The following is a 22,729-nucleotide window of genomic DNA, read 5'->3' on the forward strand; positions in this document are numbered from 1 at the left end:
TTTAATTAATAACCTGGGTTTTGTTGCCAATTACCATTTGAAAATTGAATTTCTTCAATTGGTATTGGAAATAATTCATTTTTATTAGAAGTGAAACCTGGAATTTGGTTTCCTCTTCCTGTACGAACTAGATCAAAGAAATGATGTCCTTCTCCTACTAATTCTACACGTCTTTCATGATAAATTGCATCTGTTAGAGCTGTACCTGTTACTGTTACATTGTGAGATGTATCCCCAAAAGCACGTTCTCTGACTCTGTTTAAATATAATTGTGCTTTTGTATCGTCAATTCCGCTTCTATTAAAAGCTTCTGCAGCCATTAAAAGCACATCTGCAAAACGAATAGCTCTATAATTATTTGGGTTAGTAAGATTTTGATCACCAAGATTTGCATCTCCTTGTCTAGCAATATATTTTCTATTAAAATAACCTGTGTGTTCATATCCTGTACCGTAAGTTGCGCCAGTAGTATTTGCCCAAGCTTCGATATCTAAAATAGCCACATCTTTTCTTAAGTCTCCTGCTTCAAACTCGTCAACTACATCTTGTGTAGGCACATTAAAGCTAAAACCAGAATCAAACACTGGACCATCGTAGTTACGGATTCCGTTAAAACCAACAGCTACGTTACCTTCACTACATTGAAGACATCCAAATCCTGCTCCTTCTGCATCTGTATATTGAACTTCAAAAACAGATTCTACACCATTTTCTCCTGCATTTTCAAAAATTGTATTGTAATCGTCAACCAAATCGTAAGGACCAAATTGAATTAAATTATCTAACACATTAGCTGCATCTGAAAATTTATCTTGATACAAATAAGCTTTACCTAATAATGCTTGTGCTGCACCTTTAGTTACACGTCCTATTTGTGGTGCTGTGTACTCTAAATTATTTATTGCATATTGTAAATCTGATTCTATTAAACCATATACATCTGACACTGGAGATCTTGGTATTGAAGTTTCGTCTCCTAGTTCAAATCTTGTTTCTTTTAAAGGCACTGGACCAAACCATTTTACTAATTCAAAATAATAATAAGCTCTTAAAAAACGTGTTTCGGCAATAATAACCTCTTTTCCTTCAAAGTCTGTTTTATCTTGAAATTCTAAAATGTAATTTGCTCTATTAACACCTGCAAACATCCAATCCCAAATATTTTTTAAGTTACTATTAACAGGTGTATGTGTCATGTCATCTATTTGCTGAAAACCAATAACATCTGTAGCGCTTTCTCCGCCACAAAGTGTATTATTAGAAGCTATTTCTCCTAACATGACATTTACGTAGGTAGATTGTAATAAATCGTATGCGCCTACTAAAGCATTATAATAATCTGTTTCTGAATTAAAATAATTTTCTGATCCAATTGAGTAAACTGGCTCACGCTCTACAAAGTCATCTGAACAAGCAGCGAAGCCTACTAATACAGTAAAAGCGTAAAGTATATTTTTATAATTTTTCATAATTCTTTTTTTTAAAAGTTAAGATTTAAACCAAGAATGTAAGTTCTAGGTATAGGATAAAAACCGTAATCTATACCTCCGCCAATTGGTGCTCCGTTTGAAGCTCCTGGGTCATATCCTTTATATTTAGTAAATGTGTAAAGATTATTTACAGCTGTGTAAAGTCTTATTTTAGTCATACCTAATTTGTCTAATACTTTGCTTGGTAAACTGTAACCTAATTGAATGTTTTGAATTCTAACAAAAGATGCATCTTCTACAAAATAATCTGAAAACACATTGTTACTAGTTGCTGCTGTAGTTACTCTTGGTACTGTATTACTTGTTCCTTCTCCTGTCCATCTATCTAACACATAATTAAGTCTATTAACATCAGATAAAGTTCTTTCGTAGTTTCTTACCATATCGTTTCCTATAGAAGCAAACGTGTACATTTTAAAATCGAAGTTTTTATAATCTAAACTTAAATTTAGTCCCATTGTTACGTCTGGTATTGGGTCTCCTAAGTTTGTCCTATCATCAAAATCAATTACTCCATCACCATTTACATCAACAAATCTAATATCTCCTGGAGCTGCTTCTGCACCTAAAGCAGATTGAGATGGATGCGCGTTTACTTCTGCTTGGTTTTGGAAAATTCCATTTGTTTGAAAACCATAAAAATATCCAATTGGTAAACCTACTTCCATTCTTGATGGTGCTGGTTGACCAACACCAAAAGCTCCACCTTCAAGATATCCTGTACTATTATTAACTTCTAATACAGTATTCTTTAATGTTGTTAAATTGTAATTTACATTAAATTTAAAATTGTCTGATAACTTATCACTATATCCTAATGCTAATTCAAAACCTCTGTTTTCTACTTCACCTGCATTAACCGTTGGTGATCCAGCACCTGGAGCTGCTATACCTGTTATACCTGAAGTTGCTATATTTTGAATTAACAGGTTATCTCTTTTGTTTATAAAATAGTCTGCTGTAACATTTAGTTTTTCTCCTAAAAATTTTAAATCTAATCCAATATCTAGTTTTTTAGCTTCTTCCCATTGTAAATCTGGATTAGACAAAACACCTATTGCTTGACCATTTACTAAAGATCCATCAAAAATATAAGTTGCTTCTCCTTCTAATAGACTTGTGTAACCGTTGTTTCCTATTTGGTCGTTTCCTAACACACCATAACTAGCTCTTAGCTTTAAAAAGTCTATAAAGTTTGTATTATCCATAAACCCTTCATCAGAAATTACCCAACCTGCAGTTACAGAAGGAAAATATGCTGTTCTGTTATTTGGTCCAAACTTTGTTGATGAGTCTCTTCTAAGCATTGCTGAGAATAAATATTTACCCTTATAGTCATATTGTAGCCTACCAAAGTAAGATAGTCTTCTTTCATCATAAGCATAAGAACCAACGTCTCTAACACCTTCATCGCTTGTTCCTTCAGCTAACGCTATATCAGCAAATGCCCAATCGTTGTTAGGTATATCAAAACCAGTTGCGAAAAGACCATTACCAAATTCTTTAAAGATAGTAGTCCCTAATGTTAATGTTACTTTATGGTTATCTGCAAAGACATCGTTATAGGTTCCAAAAATATCTAGTGAGTAGTTATTATCATTGATTGCATTTTGCGACACGCTACTTCTTTGTACATCAAAGACTTTACCTCCATAATCAATCTCTTTAGCAAAAGACTTACCTTCGCTGTTACTTGTATTAAAACCAATTCTACTAGTTAACTTTACTTTTTTATGAATGTCATAATCTAAAGATACTGTACCGTTTAATTTTTTTAAATCATAATCATTAAATGTGTTATCTATTTGAGCCAATGGATTTATAATCTCGATACCTAAACCTGGTGTATTTGGTACTAGAGAAAAATCACCATTTGTTTGATATGGAGATAAAGTAGCAGGTGCATTAATTGCGTTGAATAATACAGACCCTAAACCGCTGTCATTGATTGCATCTCTATCTAAGTAAGTATAAATAACATTAGCATTAACTTTAATTTTATCTGAAAGATCTGCTCCTAAAGACAATCTTGCTGTATTACGTCTAAAATCTGTTTTTTTAGGTCCTATAATACCTTGTTGATATAAATGAGAACCACTAAATGAATATGTTATTTTTTCTGAACCTCCAGAAACATTAAAATCATGATTAATAATTGGTACTGATTCATTAAATACTTCTTCTTGCCAATCTGTACCTGTACCTAAACCTACAACATTAGGAAAAGGTATAGCCTGTCCGCCTGCAGCATAACTTTCATTTAAAAGTAAAGCGTATTCTGTAGCATTAAGTAATGGTAACTTTCTTGTGGTTTCTTGAAAACCAGTATAAGAATTAATAGAAACTTTTGGAGCTGAGTTTTTTCTACCTTGTTTAGTTGTAATTAAAACAACTCCATTTGCTCCAATTGTACCGTAGATAGCAGCCTGAGCATCTTTTAAAACTGTAATAGTTTCAATATCATTTGGGTTTAAAATATCCAAATTTCCTTGGTAACCATCAATAATAACTAAAGGACCGTTTGCTCCGTTTGTAGAAATACCTCTAATTCTAATATCCAAACCTGCACCTGGTGCTCCACCTTGTTGGGTTACGTTAACACCAGAAACTGTACCTTGTAGTGCTTGTTCTACTTTAATAGGTTTAATTTCTTCTAAGACTTCAGAACCTACTGTTGATACTGCTCCTGTTACTTCACGTTTTTTAAGAGATCCGTATCCAATTACAACAACCTCTGATAGTGACTCAACATTTTCTTTTAGTGCTACATTAATAGCATTAGAATTATTAACAACAACTTCTTTAGTTTCAAATCCTATGTAAGAAAACACTAATGTCTCTCCTTTTTGGACATTACTAATTGTATAGTTACCATCAAAATCGGTAACTGTACCTTTTGTTGTGTTTTTTATAATAACACTAACTGTGGGAAGTGGTAATCCATCTTGTTGGCTGGTTACAACTCCTGAAATGGTATACTCTTGGGCATAGATACTTATAGCAAAAATTGAGAGTAAAACCGATAAAAATATTTTTTTCATTTTTATTTAGTTTGAGCTTTTCTCAAAATTAATCGCTTTAATTAACAAATTCTTAATATTTAGCGCTACAAAAAACATACATCGCAAAAAAAACATCATAAAACACGTAAAAACACAGTGATTTATTGATGTTATGATGTATTATGTTTTTTTTAAGAAAAGAAAACTGTTTAATAAAAAATTACCTTTGTAGTGGTTTTGTATAGGTTATTTTAACACTTGTAGTGTTTTTACAACTCTAATATATAGTCGGTTAAATTAGTTTTATGAGGTAAATCCATCTTTTTACGCAAACGATATCGTTTAACCTCTACACTTCTTGGAGAGATGTTTAATAGAGGTGCTATTTCTTTTGATGATAAATTAAGACGTAAATATGCGCAAAGTCTTAAATCGTTAGAGGTAAGTTTTGGATGTATAGATTTTATCTTTTTTAAGAAATCTTTGTCTGCATTATTAAAAGCTTCTTCAAAAAGTTTCCAATCATCCTTGTTATTTATGTTTTTATCAATTATTTTAATAACAGGTTTTAGATTTGAGTCTTCAACTTTTTCTGATAATTCTTTTTTTATAGTATTTAAAAATTCGTTCTTTTTTATTAGACTCATTGTAGATACAGCTAACTCTCTATTTTTACTTTCAATTTCATTTTTAAGCTTTTCGTTATTGAGTTTCATTAAATGTTGCTTATTTTCTAAATCTTTTAATTCTAGCTCTCGCTGTGTCTTTAGAAGTAGTTTTGCTTTTTGTTTTTTATAATATAATTTGTAAAAATAGTTGACTAACAGGACTATAATAATTCCTAAAATAAAGTACACAACAATCATAGAAGAAGATAAATACCATGGTTTTTCAATAGTAAAACTATATACAACAGCGTCTTCTACATTTTTATCTCCTACTCTTGCTTTTACTTTAAATATGTAATCTCCTGGTGGTAAATTTTTATAAGACACATTTGATTGATTACTCCAATCACTCCAATTTTCGTAAAACCCTTCAAGTTTGGTAGCATATTCAGCTTCTAAATACTTATCATATTCTGCTATACTGTAACTAAACTCTAAATTGTTTTGTTTGTTCTTAAATAGACCGTTTTCTGATATGTTTATAAGTTTTGTTTGACCTGAAAGAGGATTCAGTTTAATTTCATTTATATGAACAGTGTAAGCTCTAGCTTCAAATTTTGATATATCAAGTATTTTATAACCTCTTGAGGTTCCTAAAATAAATTTGCTAGCAGATATGCTAGAAACACTTTCGTAACCCGAAATATTGTCTCTTAATGTATTAGATAAAGGAATAAATGTAATATCAGGCTCATTACTTAATTTACCAGGTTTAATATAATTTATACCTTTTTGTGTAAAGATCCATAACGTGTTTGTTTTTGAATCTGAAACAAGTTTACCTGATGCATAACCTTGCTTTTTAAATAGATTTGAAAGAATGGTATCCTTTTTTAGATTAAAATTTTCTTGATCTGATACAAAAACACCTTTTTTTGATGCATAGTAAATCTTATTATTATGTTTTGCTACTGAAGAAAACAAACCATTACCTAAAAAATTTAATTTTTGAACTTTTGATATTGAACTAAAGTCCTTTTTGATATCAATTTTAAATACGCCTTTATACTCATGGTTTACCAAAACTTGATTATTATTGATAAAAACCAAAAACCTTGACGAGTTATTAAATCCATTAATTTTGTTTCTAAAAACCCATTTTCCGTTTTGATTTTCAAGAACATTTAATCCATTATAATTACCTTGTAATAGTAGGTTTGGATTGTCTTTTACAGTTAAAATATCCCAAGTACCATCAATATCTGCAATGCGTTTTGCTATATTATCTTCAATTATAAAAGTACCTCTGTTATGTCCGCAAAACAATTGATTATCAATTACTTTTAAACACCAAACTTGACCTTTTGTATTTTCTACAAATGTTAAATCATGACTTTTTTCATCTTTGTAAAATAATCCTTGATTTGTTCCTAGATATAGTCTATTTCTATATACTACAGAAGTATAAACAGTACCTAAACCTCCTTTATTATCATTAAAAATTAAGAAAGGAGAATCAATATTTATACAACTTACACCATTGTCCATTCCTAACCACAAATTTTTGTCTACATCTTCAAATACAGACAAAATTGTGTTATTACCCAATCCGTTTTCTTGTTTAATTGTATTTACTATTTCTCCATTTGTATTTAATTGAATAATTCCGTTAGATATTGTACCTACAATAATACTATTGTCATTAAGCATTAAACTACTGTAAACAGAAAATGAATCTAAAACATCAGAAAATTTTGTTATTTGATTACCTTTTAATTGATAAATACCTTTATTCTGGGTGATTACTATAAAATGTTCTTCAATAGGAAAAAAACCTACTACAATATCATTTATAATTTCTGGAGCATTAGAAATTAATTTAGGTTTACTATTCTCAAAAGCAAATAATCCTTTTGTTTTATCCTGAAAATAAATAGCATTTTTAACTTTAAACATTTTTAATATAGACTCTTCAGAATCTATAATATTGAAAGTTTTATCTAATGTATTATAAATATAAATCCTGTCTAAGGATTGAAACAAAAGCCAATTACCTAAACTTTCAATATTCCAAAACTGTTCATCTTCTAATAGTTTCTTTTTAATTTTTGAAGATAAAGAGGTGTATTGCAAATCTCCTATTTGTGTTTTTTGCCAATACCCAAACTCCATATAACAACCTGTATATATTTTGTCTCCTAAAACATGTACAGATCTAATTACAGTTTCGTTAGGTGAATTGTATAAATTCCAATTAGCACCATTAAACTCTAATAATCCTTTGGAATTAGCTACATAAATATATTTATCTGAAGATTGAGATATATCCCAATTTTGATTTGATGCGTTGTATTGCTTAGGTGAAAAATATTGTATAGGTGGTAAGTTTTGAGACTTAAGCACAAAAGAAGCAAACAAAAAACCAATAGTAATAAGGCTTTGCTTGTTAATAACCAAACATCTTAAAATACAGTTTTGCATATGACAATATACAAAATGTATGGTTAATTATTAAAATTTAGATGTACACTTACTATTTACCGATACAATATTTAACTACCCTTGTATTCATTGGTGCTATTGTATTTGGGCAACAAATAGCATACAAAAAATGGATAATAAGAGAAGATTAGTAACAACTATTAATAAATAGAGCAACAAATATAGCATAAAAAAAACCGCTCGATTAGAGCGGTTTCCAAATAAAAACACCAAGCATTAATTAGCTGTACCAGAGCCTAAATAAATACTGTTTGATACTTGACTACCATCAGCAGAAATAAAAGCCATAAATAGCTCTACTGTATCTCCTGCATAAGTTGTTGGGATTGGAATAATTTGAGAACCTACTGTTCTGTCTGCTCCATCAAGTAAAGAAATGGATTCCTTTTTTGAAGGATTGTAAACCAATAACATCGCCTTGTCAGTAGCATTTGCGTTACCTTCAGCAGAGTTATCATCCCAACCAAACGTTACTTCTCCAGCAGTTGCTAAATCAGTCGTTGGGTTTAGCACACCAGATAAACCTCCTCGACTTACTAAAGCGTTCGGATAGTCAACAACAAAGTTAGGTTCAGTACCTGTAATAGCATTATTCAATACATACGACATTGCAGCATTAAATTCTGTTTTCTTAACAGCTAACCCTTTATATCCTAACTTAATAAAAGGCTTTACAGCCTGTAAAAATTCTAAAGTGGCAGTAAACTTGGTTCTTTGGTTTACTTGACCAACAGTTCTTGGATTGGCTACACTTGAAGGCTTAATTCTAATGTAATCAATTCCTTTCCAGCTTCCACCGATAACGTTACCAACCTTACCTGAAAGACCTCCTAAAATACCTTGAGCAATTTTACCCATAACATAAATAATTTAAATGAAACATAATTTTCTTCGGACTTGGTACGGACTTAACACGAAGTTGTACCTTCCGCTGAAATATATGGCAAGTTTTATGCTATTCTTTTGATATGGATTTTGTTGCTTTAGATTGCTTCTTTTTGCATTTTAGAAAATAAACTTTGGATATATGATACTTTCAAATCTGCCATTTTTGAAATAATTTTATGAAGCTCCTTTTCCTTTTTATTAATTGCTGACACAATATTAATATGTTTTTGCAACTGAATTGCATCATAAAACAATGAGCTGTAGCTGTTTTTCAAAGTGTTCCTACAATCATCTATTGAAATAAACGGAATAACACTACCTTTTAAATAGTAAGCGTAAAAACCGCCTATTTGCAACATCATAGATAAGTGAAAAAGTGTGTGTTTTACCTCTTCTGTTGTAGTAGTGACAACGAAACAGTTAGCACAGGATTTTAAGAGTGGTTTTCCGCTGTTTAGACCTTTGTTTAGAATGAAAAAATGAGGGTTCGAGTAAGTCTTTCCGACTTGGTGTGTTTTTAGTTCAAAAGTTGACATAGCTATCCAATTTAAAATTGCTTCGCTACGCTTCGCGCCATTATTTTTTTTGAAAAGAAAAAAGATAGCCATAGTTGTTGTCGCGTGGGTAAGGCTGTCAAGGTTTTTGGATAAAAGTTTTTTGAGTTGAATGTCTAAATCAAAAGAAAAAGGGTATTGAAAAAAAGTTTTATTCAAAACCCGTAGGGCTTGACCTTTATAGCCTTGTGCGGTTGGCAGAGGTAGCCACATATATTTGCCATTTTTTTTTATTTTAATATTTCAAATCGGTTTAAACTTGATTCAATTTACTTTTAACTTTTCTGGGGAATTAACACTTAAAAAAATAGGTTTCAGTTCGTATTTGAGCGTTGGATGAAGCGTTTGTATATGTAGCGTTTTAAATAGTTGTTTGATAAAACAGCATTTAAACAAGCTACTTATACAGGACTTTTAGACAATAGCTTATTGCTTTTTTGAGGCACGATAAAAAGTAATGTGCTATGGCGTATTACTACATATTCTAAACCTATTTTTTTATATCCTATTTCTTGGGTGGTGGGGAAAAGTGGACATTAATATTTGTTAACGAAATGAAACAAACAAAGACTTGAGGTAAGGAATACTTGGACTTAACGATGGTTTTGTGCAGTTGAATGAGATAACGAATATTATAATAAATTAACGTTACCCTTTTGAATGTTCGACTGTTTAATGTTTGTTGAAAATGTAGTTAGAAGTTCGGATGTGAGCGTTGGAATAGCGGATATTTTACATAATAGCAGTTATAGCGACGAAAATATAATAAAACGCCGTAGGCAACCATTGAAAGGATTTTTGCTCCTATAACTTCTATTATGTAACATAGCTTGGGATTGGTTTTGTGGCGTAATAATTGTTTGAGCGTTGGCAATGGCTCTTTGCTTTTTTATTGTACCAATTTTATAAAATAACGACGTTTAAATAAAACAAGCAATGTGCCATTATAGCGTTGGCTACAAGTATTATGACATAAAACCAATTATGCATTGGCGCGCGGAACAACACAAAAGACAGAGGATTTTGAGGTACGAAAAAACTGGGTTTTGGGTTGTGGGGAATAAAAAAAGAGCCTTCCGAAAAAGACTCTTTCATTTTTGTTTAATGGTCGTGATTTGAATGGTCATCACTTTTTTCTTCACCAGATTGATTCATCATCATTTCGTGGTCGTATTTACAACAACCTGGTAAACCATCATATGCTTCTTCATCACCTGCTACTTTTTCGGTATCATATCCTGAAGCTGCGATTGCTTTATGGATTGCCATTGCATCGGTTTTTGTATCATCAAAAGACACATCAATCTTCTTCTTATCGACATCCCAATTAGCACTTGCTACACCTTCAACACCGTTAGCTGCTTTTTCGATAGTGTTTTTACACATTCCGCAATTTCCTCTTACACCAAAAGACAGGTCTGTCATTGCCATATCTTTAGACATTTCAGTAGTTGTGGTTTCTGTTTCTTTTTTGGTTTCGTTTTTACAACTTGTTAAACCTAATGCTGCTATTACAGCTACACTTAAAATTACTTTTTTCATTGTTTAAAAATTTAATTGTTATTATTCTATTACTTGTTTTACTTCTCCACAGGTTAGCATTGCTTCACCAAAATATGGGTTGATTACTTTTTCTTCTTTGCTCAACCAATATGCACCATTATTGTTATCTGCCATTGGACAAAATTCCACATAAACCTTTTCATTGACACCAAATAGTTGTACAGCATTGATTAGATGTGATGATAAATGTTTAAAATGGTCTCTTTGTGATTCTATATCGGACGTTTCAGAAATTGAAGTTGCAGAAGATTTTATTTCGCCTTCTAATGACATCCAATGGTTATGCGCCTTATTATCTGACAACAATTTCATATCTACTTTGTTCAATTCATTTAATAAAGTTTTTGTGCTTGTTGAAGTACTTTTTGAATCTTCTTTTACTAAAGCATCTTTTAAATTGATATACGCATTGAAAACAGCTTTTAACTGCTCTTGAAATTTCGCTGATACTTCCAAACGCTCATTCATATTAGTGTGGTCACTTTCTTTGTTAGATGCATTGTTATCCATACCTAAATGACCTTCGTGTCCAGTCATTACTTTACCACCATCTTTATTCATCATAGACTTTTTCCCTTGTAATTGTGCTGCTGCATCAACCGTAAATGTACCGTTAGTCACTATTTCATTTCCAACAAATAATCCTTCTACAACTTCATATTCATTACCAATTTGATTGCCTAATTTAATTTCACGCATTTCAAAAATAGGTTGGTCTGGATTTGTTTTAAGGTACACCACAGAACGTTCACCTGTCCATAATACAGAAGATGCAGGAATTGATAATACTTCATCATTTTTAGCTGTACTGCCTTCAATATTTGCGGTTACAAACATTCCTGGTTTAAATACATCGTCCTTATTGCTTAAAACAACACGTAAGGTTACAGTTCTTGTTTTCGTGTTTAAAACTGGGTCAATGAAATCTACTTTACCTTTAAACTCTTTATTAGGATAAGCATTGGTTGTTATCATCACTTCCTGTCCTTTTTTAAAGCGGTCAATCTGATTTTCATACACATCAAAATTTCCCCAAACTGTGTTGAGATTGGCAATTTTTAATAAGGGTTGACCTTGTTTAATGTAATCGCCTTGCTCTACTAATTTTTCAGTAACAGTACCCGAAAAGGTTGCATAAACAGGAAAGTTTTCTTTCACTTTTCCTGTTTCTTCAATCTGATTGATTTGATTTTCAGAGAGCTTCCATAATTTCAATTTATTACGGACTGCTTTGTATAAAGCAGGTTGTGATTCTTTTAAAGATGCTGCTGTAATTAATTCTTGTTGTGCTGCATAGAGTTCTGGCGAATAAATGGTTGCCAATAATTGACCTTTACGAACTTCTTCACCTGTAAAACTCACATTCAAACGTTCAATTCTTCCAGCGAAATAACTTACCTGTACTGCATTGGCTTCTTCGTTTTCAGCAATTTTACCAGATAACTTTATGGTGTTGCCTTCAACATTTCCCTTGCCTACAACAGTTGTTTGAATATTGGCTAATGCCATCGCATTTTCTGTTAGTTTAAATTGGTCTGCCATTAAGCCATCACTTCCGCTTTCCGCAGGAATTAAATCCATACCACAAATGGGGCAGTCGCCTGGCTCTGGTTGCATAATCTGTGGATGCATAGAACACGTCCACATTTGATTGGTTGCTGCAACCGCATCGTGATTATGGTCTATTTCTTCATTTGATGAGCCACCAAAAAGCAACCAACCCAATAACACACCTACTACGAGTATGCCAATATATATGACTATTTTATTATTTTTCATTCTCTAATCGTTTTATCATTGCTTTCATTTCTTCTATTTCTTTACGTTGTGCTTTTATAATGTCTTCTGCTAATTTCTTAACTTCTGGGTCTTGAATATCTGCTCTTTCACTTGTTAAAATAGCGATAGAATGATGCGGTATCATTGCTTTCATCCAAAGGACATCACCAATAATTGGTGCTTGTGTTCTTACCAACCCTAATGCACCTACAAACAGAATAAAACTACCTGCAAGTATGGCGATATTCTTCTTTTTATCATTATACATTTTTCGCATAAAAAACCACATTATTACTGCCATTGTTGAAATTCCTAAACACGTCATATAGAATCGTGTTAAACTAAACCATACGTGGTCTATGGAATAGGTGTTTAAGTACATTGTGATGTACATTGCTACAAATGAGCAAGCCAACATTATAAAGAAGGTTTTGTAATTTCCTTTGTTTGAGTGTTCTTTTGAATTTTCCATATTTTTTGATTTTATAGTTAAACTTTTTACTTACTTAATTTTAATATCCTGAATGCACCTTGTATCACCAATCCAAATACAATGATTCCTATAATTAAATCTGGAATACCAGAATGCAGCCAATTGACTAAAACGCCTGCTGTAATTACGCCAAGATTTATTATAATATCATTAGAGGTAAAAATCATACTGGCACGCATATGTGCTTCTTGACTTTTAGATTTTTGTAAGAGGTACAAGCAAATGCCATTTGCAATCAAAGCAAATACTGAAACGATAATCATTGTTGAAAATACAGGTAGCGATTCATAGCCTAAAAACCGACGTATTACCTCAACGATTCCGATAATTGCAAGTGTTATCTGAAAATAGCCTGCATATTTTGCAATACGTTTCTTTTTTAAAACTGTACCACCAACCGCTATTAAACTCAATCCATAAACAAATGAATCTGCCAACATATCTAAACTATCAGCAACTAATCCCATTGATTTTGAAATAAGTCCTGTACTCATTTCAATAATAAAAAATGCAAAATTGATGATTAGAACTGTCCACAACAGTTTGGATTGACTCCTTGTAGATTCAGTAATAATTGTGTCGGTATCTTCTGAACTGATTAAACTTTCATTTAATTTTAATTCTTTTAAGGCATTACCAATTTCATTTACATTTGAATTATGATATAGTGTTAAGATTCTTTCTTCTAAATTAAAATCAAGTTGTTTGATACCATCTATATCAGAAAGTTTCATTTTGATTAGATTTTCTTCAGAAGGACAATCCATTTTTGATATTTTGAAAACTGTTTTCTGCATATAATTAAATGTTTTTTGTTCTTAATCGTAATGCGTTACCTATTACCGAAACAGAGCTAAAACTCATTGCTAAAGCTGCTATCATTGGCGAGAGTAGTATTCCGAAGAATGGAAACAACACACCTGCTGCAATAGGTACACCTAAAGTGTTGTAGATAAGTGCAAAAAATAGGTTTTGCTTAATGTTCTTCATTACAGCATTACTCAAATTTTTTGCTTTTACAATACCGTGTAAATCGCCTTTTACTAAAGTTATCATAGCACTTTCTATCGCTACATCTGTTCCTGTTCCCATTGCAATACCTACATCACTTTTTGCCAATGCTGGTGCATCATTAATTCCATCACCTGCCATAGCAACTACTTTTCCATTTTTTTGTAGTTTCTCTACTTCTTTGAGTTTGTCTTCTGGTAGCATACTGGCTTTAAAATCTGCAAGATTTAGTTCTGATGCTACTGCTTGTGCTGTATCGTGATTATCACCTGTTAGCATTATTACATCTATCCCTTTATCTTGAAGTGATTTAATGGCTTTAGCACTTGTTTCTTTTATCTTATCGCCTATAACTACATATCCAACTACGGTTTCATCTATTGACAAATAAGAAACTGTTTTGCCTTGTTTTTGGTAAGATTTAGCTTCGTCTTTCATTTTAGAGGTAATATCTGCTTTGGCATATTCCATCATTTTAGGATTACCTAATGCTACATTTTTTCCATCAATTTTAGCTTCAACACCTTTTCCTGTAACAGCACTAAAATCTTCGGACTTTAAAATTTCTGCGTTGTGTTCTTTGCCATATTTAACTGTCGCTTCTGCTAAAGGATGTTCGCTATTGGTATTTAATGACACGATGTACTGTAACACTTCTTTTTCGCTTAAAGCATCATTAAAAGCACCAACGGTTTCAACTGTTGGTTTTCCTTCGGTAATTGTTCCTGTCTTGTCAACGATAAGCGTATTTACCTTATCCATTTTTTCAAGAGCTTCAGCATTTTTAATCAATACACCATTTTGAGCACCTTTACCCACACCAACCATTACAGACATTGGTGTTGCTAAACCTAAAGCACAAGGACAAGCAATGATTAGTACTGCAATTGCATTGACAAACGCATACACATAAACTGGTTCTGGTCCCCAAATAGACCATACAATAAATGTGATAATAGAAATAAGAACTACAACTGGCACAAAATAGCCTGAAACTTTATCTGCTAAATTTTGAATAGGTGCACGACTTCTACTGGCATCATTAACCATATGAATGATTTGTGATAATAAAGTGTCACTTCCTACCTTTTCTGCTTTCATTAAAAAGGATTGATTCCCATTAATGGTTCCGCTACTTACTTTATCTTCTTGAGATTTGTTTACAGGAATAGGTTCGCCTGTAATCATAGATTCATCAATAGTTGTTTCGCCTTCAGTTATCACACCATCTACAGGAATTTTATCTCCTGGTTTCACTTTTAGAATATCATTAAGTTCTATCTCGTCAATACTGACTTCAATTTCTTCACCATCTACTATTTTTATGGCTTTATTAGGTGCTAACTTTAGTAACTCTTTTACTGCCGAATTGGTTTTACTATGCGCACGAGCTTCTAACAACTGACCTAAAAGCACTAACGTTAGAATAACTGTTGCTGCTTCAAAATAGACGTGAACTGCACCTGATTCAGTTTTAAATTGTTCAGGAAATACATCTGGAAACAACATCCCAAATACACTAAATAACCAAGCCACACCTGCACCGATTCCAATAAGTGTAAACATATTGAGATTCCACGTTTTTATGCTTTTATAAGCACGCTCAAAGAACATCCAAGTAGCATAAAAAACAACTGGAATGGATAGTGCAAATTGAATCCAATTCCAATTTTTCTGTTCCATTATATTATACAATGGATTGTTATTAAGCATTTCGCTCATAGCAATTAAGAAAATAGGTAATGTGAATACAGATGCTATCCAAAATTTCTTTAATAGCTTCTTATACGTTTTTTCTTCTGCTGAACTATCTGCTTCCATTGGCACTAAATCCATCCCACAAATAGGACACGAACCTGCTTCGTCTTTGACAATTTCTGGATGCATAGGACACGTCCATTGTTCCTTTGAAGTTGCTGATAGATTTTGTTCTTCCACCAAATCCATTCCGCAAACAGGACAATCGCCTGGTTCATCATAAGTTTTATCGCCTTCGCAATGCATAGGACAATAAAATGTGCCTGTGCCTTTTCCTTTGGGTTGCTCTTTCTTTTTATCATTTGAATGCTGATGTTGTTCACCTTGTTTATGAATACTGTATCTGTCACCATCCTTTTTTAAGGCTTCTTGAAAAGTTTCTATGGGAATATGCGATTCCATTTCGATGGTAGCTTCTGCCTTATCTAAATCGACTGTTGCTTTTGAAACACCTTCTATTTTAGAGAGCGTTTCTTCAACGTGACTGCGACAACCGTTGCAAGTCATTCCGTGTATGTGATATGTGTGTTTCATTATTGCTGTGTTAAATAATTAATGATTGTACTTTGCACATAGTAGGTCTTCACAGATTCTATTTGGTTCATTTGAAACTTTAGCTGCAACTCTTGAATATCCAAAACATCATTAAAATCAATCGTTCCTGTTTCGTAGCTTTTGATTAAAATGTCTTCTGCATCTTTAGCTTGCTTTAGGTTTTTGGTTTGGGTAGCATAACTTATTCTTGCAGAAATGCGTTCGTTAATCGCTTTATCTAAAAGCGTTTCCAAAGAATTTAAACGTTCCTGTTTTTGAGCTGTTATTTCTTGCTGTTGCAAATCATTTTGTTTGGTTTGCGATTTATATTTTTTATTGAAAATTGGGATAGATACCGAAACCATTGGCATTACAATATCCTTTCCGTTATCGCTGAAATCCATATTTGGTCTTTCGGAAACATTGATATAATCTAATCCAAAACCAATCATTGGACTGCTTTCTTTTTGATTTAATAATTCTGATTGCTCTATGGATTGATAGAGTTTATCATATTTCAGTAATTCAGGATGTAATGCTAAATTTTCAGAAGTAATATCAAAGTCTTCAGAAGGTATCATTAAACTATCTACCACATTCACGGTAACATCATTATCTCTATTCAATAGATTATTGAAGTTAGTTTGTTCTGCTAAAAATTGTTGTTGCAATACGTCTTTTAGTTGTTGCATTTCGTTTTGACGCATTTGCAAACGCAACACATCTACTGCGGATGCTTTACCAACCTCAACAGAAGTTAATGCCAACGTCTCATAAGTTTCTAATAGTTTGATGTTTTCTGTTAAGACCTCTTGCTTTGCTTTATTGGCGTATAGATTATAATAGGATTGTGATACCGAAGCAATTAGTTTTCGCTTTGCGATAACAATGTCCTCGTATTTAGCATCTGCCAATGAACTCACATAATTTTCTCTCGATGTAATGGTTCCGAACCACGGTAACATTTGTTTAGCAGATACTTTAAAGCGTTGTGCACCTGTTCTGGTTTCCGGTTCACTTACAAAGTAACCAACACCAAATTCGGTATTAGGAATGGTATTGACTTCGTTTACTTTTTCAGAAGCTCTTTTGTATTGTAACTCAAACTTTTGAATTTCTGGATTGTTTGTTAAGGCTTCATCTATAAGTGTTTCTAATTGTTGTGCATTTCCAATGAGAACAAAGAATAACGAACAAAGAATAAAGACTGTTTTTATGTGTGATTTTATCTTTTTCATTTTACAGTTCTTTTAAGTTGAAATTCGGCTTTCCAGCTATATAATACTGGAACTACAAATAAGGTTATTAAGGCTATAAGCATTCCACCAAAACTTGGTATTGCCATAGGTATCATTATATCGCTTCCTCGTCCTGTAGAGGTTAATACTGGTAATAATGCCAAAATTGTAGTAGCTGTAGTCATTAAACACGGTCTGATTCGTTTTTCACCTGCTTCAACAACTGATGCTCTAATTTCCTTTTTATTATCTGGTGTGTTTCTATCGAATGTTTGGGTTAAATAAGTTGCCATTACTACACCATCATCGGTTGCTATACCGAAGAGTGCAATAAACCCAACCCAAACTGCAACACTTAAATTGATTGGGTGCATTTGGAATAAATCGCGTAGGTTTTCACCAAAGAAATTGAAGTTTAAAAACCAACCTTGACCATAGAGCCAAATCATTATAAAACCACCTGCAAACGCTACTGCGATACCTGTGAATACCATTAGTGATGTCCCTACAGAACGGAATTGGAAATACAGAATTAAAAAAATGATGGCTAATGCTAACGGTACAACAACCGACAAGGTTTTTTCTGCGCGTAACTGATTTTCATACGTTCCTGTGAATGCATAGTTGATTCCTTTTGGAACTATCAATTCACCAGAATCTATCTTTTCTTGGATTAGTGCTTGTGCATTTTCTACGACATTGACTTCTGCAAAACCATCCATTTTATCAAACAAGACATAGCCTACTAAAAAAGTATCTTCACTTTTAATGACTTGTGGACCTTGTTCGTATCTTATAGTTGCCAATTCGCTTAATGGCACAGGACTTCCTTTTTCTACTGGCACATAAATCTGTTTTAAGTCGGTTGGGTTTGCTCGTAATTCTCTTGGGTATCGCACTCGAACACCATATCGCTCTCGACCCTCAACCGTTTGAGTTAATACCATACCACCAACTGCTACTTTTAATACATCTTGAACATCTTGTATAGAAATGCCATAACGTGCAATTTTCTCTCTATCAATATCAATTAACAAATAGGGTTTACCAACAATACGGTCTGCAAAAACAGCTTCTTTTTTAACACCTTCAGCTTCCTTGATAATGTTTTCTAATTGCACTCCAAACGCTTCTATTTGCTTTAAGTCTTGACCTTTAACTTTAATTCCCATTGGTGCTCGCATTCCTGTTTGAAGCATTACTAATCGGGTTTCAATAGGTTGTAGTTTTGGTGCAGATGTAACACCTGGTAACTTTGTAACTCTTACGATTTCATTCCAAATATCGTCTGGTGACTGTATTTCTGGTCGCCAATTACGATAGTACTCGCCATCATCATCTTCAATTAATTGAGACCTTTTTATAGTGCTAAAAATGACGTTTTCGGAATTATTAGGATTTGCAATGAAACGACCATCCTTCAATTCAAAAAAGCCATCATCATTCACTTTATAGCGTTGGCGTTGTCCGTTTTCATTCAGCATATATTCTGGTTTGTACTGAATGATATTTTCATACATTGAAAGTGGTGCTGGGTCTAAAGCTGATTCTGTTCTTCCTGCCTTACCAACTACGGTTTCAATCTCTGGAATACTGGCTACTGCCATATCTAATTGCTGTAAAACACGTTTGTTTTCTTCTACGCCAGAATGAGGCATCGAGGTTGGCATTAGTAGAAATGAGCCTTCATTTAATGATGGCATAAACTCTTTACCTGTATTTTTCATAATGAAAAAACCTGCAATTACAATAACAGTTGGTGCAGATAAAAACAATAACTTATTATCTAAACACCACCTTAAAATACGTGTGTAATATTTGATAAATAATGAGAAAATACCTAATAAACCAAAGCAAATAACACTCACAAAAATGAGATTCCAGAAGATACTTTTATCAACGCCTAACGGTCTCCAATATTCGGCTAACAGAAATACTATTGCAGTTGTACATATTATGATATTAATTAAGTTGGATTGTTTTTCTGTTATTTTATTTTGAGTACTTAACAATGCTGTGATACCAAAAGCTATCAATATTAATCCTAACCAATAACCATAGATTATTGCTATTATCCCTAATACTATTAAAACGCCATTTAAAGCATATTTAAAATGCGTTTTTATGCTTTTCTTTCTGAATAAAAACGCTGCAAAAGGTGGAATTAAAAACAATGCTACAATTATTGAAGCTGTTAATGCAAAGGTTTTTGTGAATGCTAATGGTCTGAACAATTTACCTTCAGCGCCAATCATTGTAAATACAGGAATGAAACTTATAATTGTAGTCATTACTGCGGTTACGATTGCACCAGAAACTTCGGCTGTTGCGTTGTAAACTACTGTATTAATGGATTGTGTTCCATCATCTTCATCTAAATGCCGAATGATATTTTCTGATAGTATAACACCAACATCGACCATTGTTCCGATAGCAATTGCAATACCAGATAATGCGACAATATTAGCATCGACGCCAAAGAGTTTCATCGCAATAAATACCATTAAGACTGCAACTGGTAATAATCCTGAAATCAAGACAGAAGCTCGAAGATTAAACACCATAATGATTATAACCAAAATGGTAATCAATATTTCAAGAGTTAAGGCTTCATTGAGTGTACCTAAAGTTTCTTGTATCAATTCTGTTCTGTCATAAAAAGGCACTATGGTAACTTGTGATGTTCTTCCATCTGCCAAAACTTTTGAAGGTAATCCTGCACTTAATTCATTAATTTTTTCCTTTACGTTATTAATGACTTCCATTGGGTTTGCTCCATAACGAGCCACCACAACAGCACCAACAACTTCAGCACCTTCTTTATCCAATAAACCTCGTCTTGTTGCTGGACCTAATGAAACTTTTCCAATGTCTTTAATTTTTATTGAAGTGAAATTTTCAGAATCAACTACAGCATTTTCAATATCTGCAATGGATTTTACATACCCCAAACCACGAACTAAATATTCGGCTTGGTTAATTTCCAAAGTCTGTGCACCAATATCCTTATTACTTTCCTTAACCGCTTTTACAACGTGATGCAATCCAATATTATACTGACGCATTAGTTCTGGATTTACGTCTACTTGATACTCCTGAACATAGCCACCAATAGAAGCAACCTCTGAAACACCACTTGCAGAGGACAACGCATACTTTACATAGTAATCCTGAATACTGCGTAACTCTTGCAAATCCCAACCACCAGTTACATTTCCGTTTTTGTCACGACCTTCAAGCGTGTACCAAAATATTTGTCCTAATCCTGTAGCATCTGGACCCAAAGCAGGATTAACACCTTCGGGCAATAAACCACTTGGTAAGGAATTAAGTTTTTCGAGAATACGACTTCTGCTCCAGTAAAATTCTATATCCTCTTCAAAAATGATATAGATGCTTGAAAACCCAAACATAGAGGAACTACGAATGGTTTTCACTCCAGGAATACCCAATAATGATGTGGTTAATGGATAGGTTATTTGGTCTTCTATATCTTGTGGGGAACGACCATCCCACTTGGTAAATACGATTTGTTGATTTTCACCTATATCGGGAATAGCATCTACTGCTACAGGGTTACTTGGCAAAAATCCTGTATCCCAATTAAAAGGTGCATTAACAGTTCCCCATCCAATAAAAAGGACAAGTAGTAAAACTGCAACGAGTTTGTTTTCTATTAAAAATTTGATGCTTTTATTTAGCATATGATTGATTTTAAACAATTAGACAATAGTGTTGTAAAAACACCGAATACAGTAAATTATCCTTACGACATTGCAGTCATAGGATAAAAGAGTCTATTGTTTAAAAATCAAATTAAGTATGTCTCGTCAATCTTGTAGAGTTGCCTTATGACGAGTGGTGGTTTGTATTCTTCGTAGGTAGATACATTACTGTCTAAACCTTCAAAAAGGTTAATGTAAGTATAAACAAATGAAGCGATGAATACTTGTTGCTCAAACGTGATTTTGTCAACTTGCAATTGTAATTCGTCTTGACCTTCAATTGCTAATTGTTTATCATCACAACAATTTTTCTTGGTAATAGAACATTCTTCGGTTGAAGGCTTTTCCATTTCCATTCCGCAACCTTTGGCTTTTTGAAAGATAGCAGATTCTACTAAAGTATCTCCACAATAATGCATATTCACAGTAAATGACATTGTAGAGAATAACACTACAAAAGTCATTGCTAAAGACATTATTTTATGGAAAATCTGCTTCATATTGATTGCGAAGTTACGAAATTTTAACAACTATTGATTTTGTTTAACAGAAGTTTAATTGATTAATCTGCTTAATCCCAACTCATTCGTTGTAATCTAACTGCATTTAAAATTGCTAATAATGCTACTCCTACATCTGCAAAAACTGCTTCCCACATTGTAGCTAAACCACCTGCTCCTAAAATTAAGACAATAACTTTAACACCAAATGCTAAAATGATATTCTGCCAAACAATTTTACGTGTAGAACGACTTATTTTAATGGCTCTTACTACTTTTGAAGGTTGGTCTGTTTGAATGATAACATCTGCTGTTTCAATAGCTACATCGCTCCCTAAACCACCCATTGCAATACCAACGTTACTTGCTGCTAAAACTGGTGCGTCATTAATACCATCACCTATAAAAGCTACTTTGTTTTCAGGATTTTTCTTTAAAATTTCAACTTCGTTTAATTTATCTTCTGGTAGCAAACCACCTTTAGCATTTTCGATGTTCAACTCTTTAGCGACTTGTTGCGTAATGGAATCTTTATCACCGGAAAGCATCATAATATTTTTAATGCCTACTTTATGTAAATTAGTAATTGTTTCTTTTGCATCTTCCTTTAATTCATCTGCTATTACTACAAAACCTGCAAATTGATTATCGATTGCTACCAACACTATCGATTCTACAATAGATTCCGTTTCCGTTGGAACATTAATATTATTCGCAGTCATTAAGGCTTTATTACCTACTAAAACTGTTTTACCATTTACAATGCCTTTTAAACCTTTACCTGCAACTTCAGAAACGTCTTGTGCTTCAAAATCTTCACCTTCAGCTTTGTACTCTAAAATGGCTTTAGCAATTGGATGCGTGGATTGTTCTTCCATCGCCATTAAGTATTGCATAAATTCGGTTTCATTCCAACCAATTGCTTTTACTTCTTTGATTTTAAAAACACCTTTGGTAACGGTTCCTGTTTTGTCCATTACCAAAGTATTTATCTTGGTCATTGCATCTAAAAATGAAGCACCTTTAAATAAGATTCCATTTTTTGAAGCTGCTCCCAATCCACCGAAATATCCTAATGGAATTG

General features: G+C 32.9%; 14 protein-coding genes. All 14 read right to left on the reverse strand.

The genetic code is table 11. The features are described from left to right. Window positions 1-5: 5 nt before the first annotated feature. Complete coding sequence (locus ACEQT4_RS01025) at window positions 6-1,469, reverse strand: RagB/SusD family nutrient uptake outer membrane protein (RefSeq protein ID WP_370225603.1); 1,464 nt, start codon at window positions 1,467-1,469, stop codon at window positions 6-8. 11 nt (window positions 1,470-1,480) lie between these two features. Further along, complete coding sequence (locus ACEQT4_RS01030) at window positions 1,481-4,531, reverse strand: SusC/RagA family TonB-linked outer membrane protein (protein ID WP_370225604.1); 3,051 nt, start codon at window positions 4,529-4,531, stop codon at window positions 1,481-1,483. A 230-nt stretch (window positions 4,532-4,761) separates the two neighbouring features. Beyond that, window positions 4,762-7,581 carry a triple tyrosine motif-containing protein gene (locus tag ACEQT4_RS01035; protein ID WP_370225605.1) on the reverse strand — a complete coding sequence of 940 codons (2,820 nt, stop codon included), beginning with the start codon at window positions 7,579-7,581 and terminating at the stop codon, window positions 4,762-4,764. 237 nt (window positions 7,582-7,818) lie between these two features. Continuing rightward, complete coding sequence (locus ACEQT4_RS01040) at window positions 7,819-8,460, reverse strand: DUF6266 family protein (RefSeq protein WP_013622785.1); 642 nt, start codon at window positions 8,458-8,460, stop codon at window positions 7,819-7,821. 125 nt (window positions 8,461-8,585) lie between these two features. Further along, window positions 8,586-9,257 carry a hypothetical protein gene (locus ACEQT4_RS01045; protein ID WP_236630971.1) on the reverse strand — a complete coding sequence of 224 codons (672 nt, stop codon included), beginning with the start codon at window positions 9,255-9,257 and terminating at the stop codon, window positions 8,586-8,588. Between the two features lie 888 nt (window positions 9,258-10,145). Then, window positions 10,146-10,586, reverse strand: coding sequence for a heavy-metal-associated domain-containing protein (locus ACEQT4_RS01050; RefSeq protein WP_138434447.1), 441 nt, complete (start codon window positions 10,584-10,586; stop codon window positions 10,146-10,148). A 21-nt stretch (window positions 10,587-10,607) separates the two neighbouring features. Further along, window positions 10,608-12,386 (reverse strand): efflux RND transporter periplasmic adaptor subunit, encoded by a 1,779-nt coding sequence (locus ACEQT4_RS01055; protein ID WP_370225606.1) that lies wholly within the window; start codon window positions 12,384-12,386, stop codon window positions 10,608-10,610. Next, entirely contained in the window at window positions 12,376-12,858 is a 483-nt protein-coding gene (locus tag ACEQT4_RS01060; protein ID WP_178984908.1) for a DUF305 domain-containing protein, read from the reverse strand. Before ACEQT4_RS01060 ends, ACEQT4_RS01055 begins: the two co-directional genes overlap by 11 nt. 26 nt (window positions 12,859-12,884) lie before the next feature. Beyond that, window positions 12,885-13,676: a cation transporter gene (locus tag ACEQT4_RS01065; protein ID WP_105045948.1), complete on the reverse strand. Its 792-nt coding sequence runs from the start codon at window positions 13,674-13,676 to the stop codon at window positions 12,885-12,887. Between the two features lie 4 nt (window positions 13,677-13,680). Further along, on the reverse strand, window positions 13,681-16,182 hold the full coding sequence (locus ACEQT4_RS01070; RefSeq protein WP_191099764.1) for a heavy metal translocating P-type ATPase: 2,502 nt from the start codon (window positions 16,180-16,182) through the stop codon (window positions 13,681-13,683). Then, window positions 16,182-17,420 carry a TolC family protein gene (locus ACEQT4_RS01075; protein ID WP_191099763.1) on the reverse strand — a complete coding sequence of 413 codons (1,239 nt, stop codon included), beginning with the start codon at window positions 17,418-17,420 and terminating at the stop codon, window positions 16,182-16,184. The genes ACEQT4_RS01070 and ACEQT4_RS01075 overlap by 1 nt, the downstream gene beginning before the upstream one ends. Beyond that, a complete protein-coding gene (locus ACEQT4_RS01080) occupies window positions 17,417-21,124 on the reverse strand; it encodes an efflux RND transporter permease subunit (protein WP_191099762.1) in 3,708 nt (1,235 codons plus the stop codon). Before ACEQT4_RS01080 ends, ACEQT4_RS01075 begins: the two co-directional genes overlap by 4 nt. A 107-nt stretch (window positions 21,125-21,231) precedes the next feature. Then, window positions 21,232-21,645 (reverse strand): hypothetical protein, encoded by a 414-nt coding sequence (locus ACEQT4_RS01085; RefSeq protein ID WP_036122971.1) that lies wholly within the window; start codon window positions 21,643-21,645, stop codon window positions 21,232-21,234. A gap of 71 nt (window positions 21,646-21,716) precedes the next feature. Beyond that, window positions 21,717-22,729 (reverse strand): HAD-IC family P-type ATPase (locus ACEQT4_RS01090; protein ID WP_370225607.1); only part of this gene is annotated, 1,013 nt, incomplete at its 5' end.

The organism is Mesoflavibacter sp., assembly GCF_964226795.1.
GTDB lineage: Bacteria > Bacteroidota > Bacteroidia > Flavobacteriales > Flavobacteriaceae > Mesoflavibacter > Mesoflavibacter zeaxanthinifaciens.

What these genes read in the sequence shown, in the direction of transcription:
- ACEQT4_RS01050 (WP_138434447.1), bottom strand. Translation starts at nt 10,586, where the DNA reads ATGAAAAAAGTAATTTTAAGTGTAGCTGTAATAGCAGCATTAGGTTTA.
- ACEQT4_RS01045 (WP_236630971.1), bottom strand. Translation starts at nt 9,257, where the DNA reads ATGTGGCTACCTCTGCCAACCGCACAAGGCTATAAAGGTCAAGCCCTA.
- ACEQT4_RS01070 (WP_191099764.1), bottom strand. Translation starts at nt 16,182, where the DNA reads ATGAAACACACATATCACATACACGGAATGACTTGCAACGGTTGTCGC.
- ACEQT4_RS01040 (WP_013622785.1), bottom strand. Translation starts at nt 8,460, where the DNA reads ATGGGTAAAATTGCTCAAGGTATTTTAGGAGGTCTTTCAGGTAAGGTT.
- ACEQT4_RS01085 (WP_036122971.1), bottom strand. Translation starts at nt 21,645, where the DNA reads ATGAAGCAGATTTTCCATAAAATAATGTCTTTAGCAATGACTTTTGTA.
- ACEQT4_RS01075 (WP_191099763.1), bottom strand. Translation starts at nt 17,420, where the DNA reads ATGAAAAAGATAAAATCACACATAAAAACAGTCTTTATTCTTTGTTCG.
- ACEQT4_RS01060 (WP_178984908.1), bottom strand. Translation starts at nt 12,858, where the DNA reads ATGGAAAATTCAAAAGAACACTCAAACAAAGGAAATTACAAAACCTTC.
- ACEQT4_RS01030 (WP_370225604.1), bottom strand. Translation starts at nt 4,531, where the DNA reads ATGAAAAAAATATTTTTATCGGTTTTACTCTCAATTTTTGCTATAAGT.
- ACEQT4_RS01035 (WP_370225605.1), bottom strand. Translation starts at nt 7,581, where the DNA reads ATGCAAAACTGTATTTTAAGATGTTTGGTTATTAACAAGCAAAGCCTT.
- ACEQT4_RS01065 (WP_105045948.1), bottom strand. Translation starts at nt 13,676, where the DNA reads ATGCAGAAAACAGTTTTCAAAATATCAAAAATGGATTGTCCTTCTGAA.
- ACEQT4_RS01080 (WP_191099762.1), bottom strand. Translation starts at nt 21,124, where the DNA reads ATGCTAAATAAAAGCATCAAATTTTTAATAGAAAACAAACTCGTTGCA.
- ACEQT4_RS01055 (WP_370225606.1), bottom strand. Translation starts at nt 12,386, where the DNA reads ATGAAAAATAATAAAATAGTCATATATATTGGCATACTCGTAGTAGGT.
- ACEQT4_RS01025 (WP_370225603.1), bottom strand. Translation starts at nt 1,469, where the DNA reads ATGAAAAATTATAAAAATATACTTTACGCTTTTACTGTATTAGTAGGC.